Origin of the sequence: Methylobacterium sp. Leaf113 (genome assembly GCF_001423325.1) — a bacterium.
Lineage (GTDB): Bacteria > Pseudomonadota > Alphaproteobacteria > Rhizobiales > Beijerinckiaceae > Methylobacterium.
On the sequence record NZ_LMNJ01000040.1, the window covers coordinates 1 to 8,037 of the forward strand.

The window sequence follows — 8,037 nt, forward strand, 5'->3', positions numbered from 1 at the left end:
GATCCGGCCCGGCACCAGGTAGTCCGGCAGACGCCGCGCCAGGGCCGCGCGCAAGGGTCCCTCCGCCGGCGCGGCGCCGGGCGCCGCCACCACGTAGCCCACCAGGCGCGGACCCGCCGGCCCGTCCCGCAGGACGGCGGCCGCCCCCGCCACCGTCTCCTGGGCGAGCAGGGCCGCCTCGACCTCGCCCAGCTCGATCCGGAAGCCGCGCAGCTTCACCTGCGCGTCCGCCCGCCCGAGATACGCCACCGTCCCGTCCGCCCGCCAGCGGGCGAGGTCCCCCGTGCGGTAGAGCCGGGCCCCGGGCGCCCCGTAGGGGTCGGGCAGGAAGCGRGCCGCCGTCTGACCCGGCTGGCCGAGGTAGCCCCGCGCCAGGCAGGCGCCGCCGAGGTAGAGCTCGCCCGTCACCCCCACCGGCACCGGCTCCAGGGCCGCGTCGAGGATCAGGGCGCGGCGCGGACCCACCGCCCGGCCGATCGGCGCRTAGGCGTCCTCCACCGTGGCCTCCGGGCCGGTCTTCCAGGCCAGGGRCGAGATCACCGTCTCGGTGGGCCCGTAGCCGTTGATGAGGAAGCGCGGGCGCAAGGCCCGCGCGATCAGCCCGAAGCTCTCGCGCGAGAGGGCCTCGCCGCCGAAGGCGTAGGAGCGCGGGCTGGGGGCGGGGCCGGCGGCGGCCTCGAGCGCCAGGGCGTGCATGTAGGCGGTGGGAAAGCCCGCATGGCTGACGCGGTGTCGCTCCATGGCGTCGAGGGCCTCGCGCGGGGTCCAGAGGCCGTCGGGCTTGAGCACGACGCAGCCGCCGAAGGCCAGGGGCACCATCCAGCGCTCGTGGGCGCCGTCGAAGCTCATGGAGAGGACGTGGAGTTCGCGGGTCTCGGGCCCGGTCTCGTAGAGGGCGCCGGTGGCGCGGATATGGGCGGCCAGGGGTCCGTGGGTGACGGCCACGCCCTTGGGCCGGCCGGTGGAGCCGGAGGTGTGGATGACRTAGGCGAGCTGGTCCGGGTGCAGCGTGACGGCGGGGGCGGTGGCGGGCTCGGCCGCGAGGTCGAGGGCGTCATGGTCAAGCAGGACGGGCTCAGGCTCGGCCTTCGGCCTGGGCGCAGCCTCAGACCCTGGTGCGCCGGGACCGAGCTCCGGCAGCAGCGCCAGGGCCTCGGCCAACCGTGCGCGGGTGTTGGGATCGACGAGAACGAGGCTGGGCCGGGCCTCGGCCAGGAGGCTGGCCAGGCGCGGGGCGGGCAGGCCGGCATCAAGGGGCAGGAAGGCGCCGCCCGCGCGCAGGACGGCGAGGAAGGCGGCGATCTGGCGGGCGGAGCGCGGCAGGGCGACGGCGACGCGGGTTTCGGCCTGGACGCCGTGCCGGACGAGGGCGTGGGCGAGGCGGTTGGCGCTGGCGTTGAGGGCGGCGAAGGAGATGGTGGCGGCAATCGTCGTTGTCGTGGTAGCAGCGTCCGGGCAGATCACCGCGGCGGCGGCGGGCCGGGCGGCGGCGGCCTGGGCGATAAGGTCGGGCAGGAGGGCATCGGCCAGCGGCAGGGGGCCGGGATAGGGCGCCGACAGGGACAGGCGGGTCGCCGCCAAGACTAGCGGCAGCCCGTCCACCCGCCGGGACGGCTCCGCCACCGCAGCGAACAGGAGACGCAGGAAGCCGTCGCGCATCCGCTCCACGGTCTCTTGGTGGAACAGGTCGCGGGCATAGCCGAAGGTCCCGCTCAGGGTCCCGTCCGCGGACTCGACCGTCTCCAGCACTAGGTCGAACTGGATGCTGCCAGTTTCGCGGCCGAATGGCGCCACGGTGAGGTCGCCGACCGTGATCCGGTCCGGGCCGGCGACGCGGTGGTTGTGCATCACCTGGACGAGGGGGGTGTGACTGACGCTGCGCCGGGTCTGCAGGGCATCCACCAGCCGCTCGAAGGGCAGGTCCGCATGTCCCTGCGCCTTCAGCATGGCCTCACGCACCCCCACAACGAAGCGCTCCACGCTTGCGGCCGGGTCGACGTCCAGGCGCAGCGCCAGGGTGTTCACGAACAGGCCGACCACGTGCTCGGTCTCCGGCCGCCCGCGATTGGCGATTGGCACGCCGATGCGCAGGGAGGTCTCGCCGGTGATCCGGCGCAGGAGCAGGGCGAAGATCGCGAGGAGCACCATGGCGGGGGTCGCGCCGGCCACCCGCGCGAGCCCGCGCAGCCCCTCCGCGACACCCGCCTCCACCGCGAAGGCGACGGCCGCACCGCGAAAGCTCTGGACCGCGGGCCGGGCCCTGTCGAGGGGCAGCGGCAGCACCGGGTCGCCGGTGCCGAGAAGGTCGCGCCAGCGCCCGAGCTGCCGGTCGAGCTCGCCCGCTTCCAGCCAGTCGCGCTGCCAACGGGCATAATCCGCATAGGCGATGGGCAGGGGCGGCAGGTCGGCCGCGCGCCCGGACGCGTAGAGCCGCATCAACTCGGTCAGGAGGATCTCGACCGAGCGGCCGTCGGCGACGAGGTGGTGCAGGGTCAGGAGCAGGACGTGTCGGTCCGGTCCGCAGCGCACCAGCAGCGTCCGCAGCAGCGGCGGGACGGCGAGGTCGAAGGCCGCCCGCGCCTCGGCCCGCGAGAAGGCATCGAGGCGTTCCCGCTGCGCCGGCGGGGCGAGATCCGAGACATCCGCGTCGCGCAGCAGGGTGTCGCCGACGGCCCCGTGGGTCACCGCCTCGACCCGGTCCTCCGATCCCGGGCGGAAGCCGGTCCGCAGGCTCGGATGCCGCGCCGCGAGGGCCGCGAGCGCAGCTGCAAGGGCCGCCCGGTCCAGGGGACCGTCGAGCCAGAGGCCACCGGCGATGTGCAGGAGGGCCGCGTCGCCGCCCATTCGGCCGATCATCCAGAGGCGCTCCTGCGCATAGGAGAGCCGGGCGCAGGACACGGGGAGACCGGAGGGCTGGCCAACCGCCGGATCCGCCGCTTCGCCCGGCACGATGGGCAGGCGCCCGAAATCGATGCCGCGGGCGGCCAGGGCCTCGAGGAAGAGCCGGCGCTTCTCGGCGGGGAGGCGGCCGAAGCGGCGGCTGAGGTCGGCGGCGTGGGCGTTCACTCAGGCCTCCAGATCGGCGAGGAGATCGTCCATGGCGGAGAGATCGCCAGGGTCGCCCGCCCCGTCGGCGCGCTCCGCCTCCACCGCCCGGGCCAGGCCGCACAGGGTCTGGGCCTCGAATACGGTGCGGATCGGAACCGGGGTACCGAGGCGCTGGCCGATCCGCATCGCCACCTGCGCGGCGCTCAGGGAATGCCCCCCGAGGGCGAAGAAGTTGTCGTCGCGGGTCACCGCGCTGACGTCCAGCACCTCGCACCAGATCGTCGCGATCGCCCGCTCCGTCTCGCCCTCCGGCGGTTCCGAGACCGGATTAGCGCGCGTCGGTTCGGGCAGGGTTCGGGTGTCCAGCTTGCCATTGGGGGTCAGCGGCAGGGCCGCCAGGGCAACGATGCCGGCCGGCACCATGTGCTCGGGCAGCCGCCGCAGCAGGCGGGCGCGCAGGCCGGGCTCGTCCAGGTCGCCGGCCGCCGGATCCGCCGGGACCACGTAGGCAAGGAGGCGCGACCCGCCGGGGCCGTCGCGCAGGATCACGGTCGCATCCGCGACCTCCGGCTCGGCCCGGAGAGCCGCCGCGACCTCGCCGGTCTCGATGCGGTAGCCGCGCAGCTTCACCTGCCCGTCGCCCCGGCCGAGATAGTGGAGGCTGCCGTCGGGACGCCGCAGGGCGCGGTCGCCGCTGCGGTAGAGCCGGGCGCCGGGGGGACCGAACGGATCGGGCACGAAGCGCGCGGCGGTAAGGCCGGGCCGCCCGAGATAGCCCTGCGCGAGTCCGGCGCCGCCCACGTGGATCTCCCCCGGCACGCCGTCCGGCACCGGATCCAGGGCGTCGTCGAGGAGGCGGAGAGTCAGGTCCGGCAGGGCCTCGCCGATCGGGCTGTCCGGCGATGCGGCGTCGCCGGCCCGCAACGCCCGCGAGGTGACGTGCACCGTGGTCTCGGTGATGCCGTACATGTTGACGAGCCGGGGGCCCGCGTCGCTAAAGCGCTCGAACCAGGGCGCGAGGCCGGCGACATCCAGGGCCTCGCCGCCGAACACGATCGTGCGCAGGGCGAGAGGCGGGGACGGCGTGCGGGCCAGAACCGCCTGCATCAGCGGCCGGAAGGCGGAGGGGGTCTGGTTCAGGACCGTGACGCCCTCGTGCACGAGGAGATCGAGGAAGGCGTCCGCCGCCCGCGCGACCGAACGGGGCACCACGACGAGGCGCCCGCCATGGCAGAGGGCGCCGAAGATCTCCCAGACCGAGAAGTCGAATCCGTAGGCGTGGAACAGCGTCCATACATCGGCCTCGCCGAAGCCGAACTGGCCCTGCGTGGTCTCCAGGAGCCGGGCGACGTTGGCGTGGGTGATCACGACGCCCTTGGGCTGTCCCGTGGAGCCCGAGGTGTAGATCACGTAGGCCGGCTGGTCGGGATGGGGCGGCCCCGGCAGGGTCACGGCGTCGGTCTCGCCCGGAAGCGGGCCGTCGAGGCGGATGAGGCGGGGCGCCGGCGTGGGCCGCGCGACGTCCGGCCCGAGGGCGTCGCCCTGGACCAGGACATGTGCGGCGCCCGAATCGGCCAGCAGGAAGGCGAGCCGGTCGGCCGGGTAGCCGGGATCGAGGGGCAGGTAACCGGCGCCGCTCTTCAGGATCGCCAGCAGGCCGACCACGAGATCGAGGGAGCGCTCGGCGCAGAGGCCCACCAGGGCGCCCGGTCGGACACCGGCGCGCACGAGGTGACGGGCCAGCCGCGCGGCGCGGGCGTCGAGCGCGCCGTAGCTGAGGTCCGCGTCCGCGCAGGTCACGGCGATCGCCTGGGGGCGCCGCTGCGCCTGCGCGGCGATGCGCCGGTGGATCGCCGGCTCAGCCGGTGCTGGCCCGGCCGGGGCCGGCAGGCGGACACCGGCCCACCCCGCGCGGCGCTCGCCCTCCGGAACGAGGTCCAGGCTCCCAAGGGGCGCCTGCGCGTTCTCCACCAGGGCCGCGAGGGTGCCCAGCATCTGCGCCGCCAGCCGGTCGATGTCGGCGGTGCCGATCCGGGCGCGGTCGTGGCTCCAGGTCAGGCGCGGCGCCGCCTCGAGGAGGACCGAGAGCGTGAGGGGCACGTCCGTCGCCTCCAGGGTCGTCACCGGCCCGAAGCGCAGGCCGCCCGCGTCGCGGTCGCGGACCACGGCATCGATGGGGTAGTTCTCGACCACGAGAAGGCTGTCGAAGAGCGGCCGGCCCGGCGAACCCGCCCAGCCCTGGATCGCCACCAGCGGCGCCAGGGCATGGTCGCGCAGGGTCGCGGCCGCGTCCTGCAACTCCCGCAGCCACGTGCCGACCGGCCTCTCGGCCGGGAGGTGGATGCAGCGCGGCACCGTGTTGATGAACAGGCCGAGCACCTCATGCATCCCGCCGTCATCGGCGGGCCGGCCCGAGACCGTGACGCCGAAGGCCACCCGGGACCGGTTGGTGAAGCGCGCCAGCGTCAGGGCCCAGGCGGCCTCGAACAGAGTTGCGAGGGTGACGCGCTCGGCGCGCGCCACGGCCTTGAGGCGCGCGATCAGCGCCCGATCCAGCGGGGTGTCGACAGTTCCGTGGCCGGTCCACCCCGTCTCGCCCGAGAGGGCGGGAGCGAGGAGGCTCGGTTCGTCGAGGGGCGCCAGGGCATCCCGCCAATAGGCCGCGTCGCCTACGGAATCGCCCCGTGCCAGGGCGGCAACGTGCTCCCGGAACAGGCGGTGCGGCGGCTCCAAGGCCTCGCCCGCATAGGTCCGCAGCACCTCGGAGACGAGGCGGGCATTGCTCCAGCCGTCGAGGAGGAGGTGGTGGCAAGTCCAGATCAGGTGGTGGGACCCATCCGGAAGGGCCGCCAGGAGGAGCCGCATGAGCGGAGGACGCGCGAGGTCGAAGCCCTGCGCCCGCTCGGCTTCCGCCAGGGCGCCGACATCCGGCGCAGCGTCCGTGCGCAGGTCGCGCCACGCGACGGGAAGCTCCGCCGTCGCGTGGACCGCCTGGAGCGGCGCGCCCATCGCTTCGGTCCAGAGAAAGCCGCTGCGCAGGATCGGGTGCCGCGCGAGCGCCGCCCGCCACGCCGCCACGAAGCGCGGGGCGTCGAGGCCCCCGATGGTAACGGCGAGCTGATTCACGTAGAGGCCCGTTCCGGGCGCGGCGAGGGCGTGGAACAGGATGCCGGCCTGGGCGGGGGCGAGCGGGTAGAGGTCGCTGACGCTGTGGTCATCGAGGCCCAGGCGATCGAGCCCGTCCTGGTCGAGGCCCGCGAGGGGCACGTCGGACGGGGTCAGGCCATGCGCCTCCCGTGCGGATGCCAGCGCGGCGACTTCGTCCCGGATGCGCTTCGACAGGGCCACGATGGTGCGCTCCGTGAAGCGCGTCTTCGCATAGGTGAGACGCAGGGTGAGGCTGCCGCCGCGCGCGTAGCTGTCGATGGTGAGCTCGGCGCCGAGCGGTGAATCTGGGTCGGCCGAGAGGCGCATGTCCTCGGCGTCCAGGGAGAACAGGCCGCCCGGGGCGAGACCGTCGAGGGTGCCGAGATGGTTGAAGGTCAGGGCCGGCACCGGCAGGGCGGCGAGGCGGTCGCGGATCTCGGTGGGACCCAGCTCGCGCAGGCGGCCGAATTCGTCCGCCGCGCCGGGCAGGCAGCGCAGGGCCTCCTTGACCATCCGAACGTCGCGATCGCGGTCCCCCGTGAGGGCGAGGCGCACCGGAACCAGCGTGGTGAACCAGCCCACGGTGAGCTCCACCGCCAGAGCCGCATCGCGGCCGTGCCGCTCCACGGTGACGTGCAGGGCATCCCCGCCGGCCCAGGTGGCGACGGCACGGGCGATGCCGGTGAGCACCCGTTCGTGCAGGCGCGGGCGCGTCGCCCCCCCTGCCCTGTCGAGGCCGGCGGTGGTGCCGGCATCGAAGGCGATCCGGATCTCGCGGGCGTCGCGCTGCCGGCGGGTGCCGTCCGGATGGTCGACCGGTAGGGCACGGGAGGGGGCGCCCAGGGCGGCGATCCAGGGCGCAGGGTCTCGCGGCGGCTGCGTGCCCACATGGTGCGCGACGGCGCGGAACGGGACGGCCGGGGCGGAGAGCGCGGCCTCGTCGCGGTACAACGCTTCGAGGTCGGTGAGGAGTATGCGCCAGGAGACTGCGTCGACGACGAGGTGGTGGGCGGTCAGCAGGAGGCGGGCCGGGCCGTCGTCGGCCACGGCGAGGATTGCCGCGAAGACCCGGCCGCGCGCGAGGTCGAGGCTCCTCTCGGCGGCGCGGAAGCAGGCTTCCGTCTCGACCTCGTATGCGACCGCAACCTGGGCGACCGGGTCGGGCAGCTGCTCGGCCGGGACGGGCGCCTGGGTCCAGGCCCCCTCGCGGTCGCGCCGGAAGGCCGTGCGCAGGGCCTCGTGGCGAGCCGGAAGACGGCGCAGCGCGTCGGCGAGGCGGTCGCCGTCGACATCCGCCCCGAGGATCAGGCGCAGCGACTGGTTCCAGTGGTCCGGGCGTGGCATGTCCTGGCGCAGGAACCACGCCTGGATCGGCGTGAGCGGGGCCGGGCCTTCCGGCAGGGCGGGTGCGGCCGCCTCGGTGCCGCGCGTCCGGAGCACGCGAGCCAGGGCCGCCACGCTCTGATGCGCGAAGATTTGCCGGGGCTGTGCGGCAAAGCCTGCCGCGCGCAGGCGCGCCACGATCTGGAGGCTGAGGATCGAGTCGCCACCGGCCTCGAAGAAGTTTTGATCGGGGTGAAGGGCGGGCAGGCCGAGGGCCTCGGCCCAGATACCGGCCACCACGGCCTCCGTCTCGCTCAAGGGCCGTGCCGGCGCGTCCTCGGGCAGCGGATCGGCCGGGTCCGGCAGGGCCGCTCGGTCGAGCTTGCCCCCCGGCGTCAGCGGCAGGGCCGCCAGAACCACGATCCGGCCCGGCACCAGGTAGTCCGGCAGACGCCGCGCCAGGGCCGCGCGCAAGGGTCCCTCCGCCGGCGCGGCGCCGGGCGCCGCCACCACGTAGCC

The 8,037-nt window shown here is 74.9% G+C and carries 2 protein-coding genes; both read right to left on the reverse strand.

All coding sequences use genetic code 11. From position 1 onward, the window contains the following. The coding region (locus ASF60_RS18195) for an amino acid adenylation domain-containing protein (protein WP_056188300.1) at nucleotides 1-3,066 on the reverse strand (3,066 nt) is incomplete at its 3' end. Continuing rightward, complete coding sequence (locus ASF60_RS18200; RefSeq protein ID WP_244478499.1) at nucleotides 3,067-7,992, reverse strand: non-ribosomal peptide synthetase; 4,926 nt, start codon at nucleotides 7,990-7,992, stop codon at nucleotides 3,067-3,069. Between the last annotated feature and the right edge of the window lie 45 nt (nucleotides 7,993-8,037).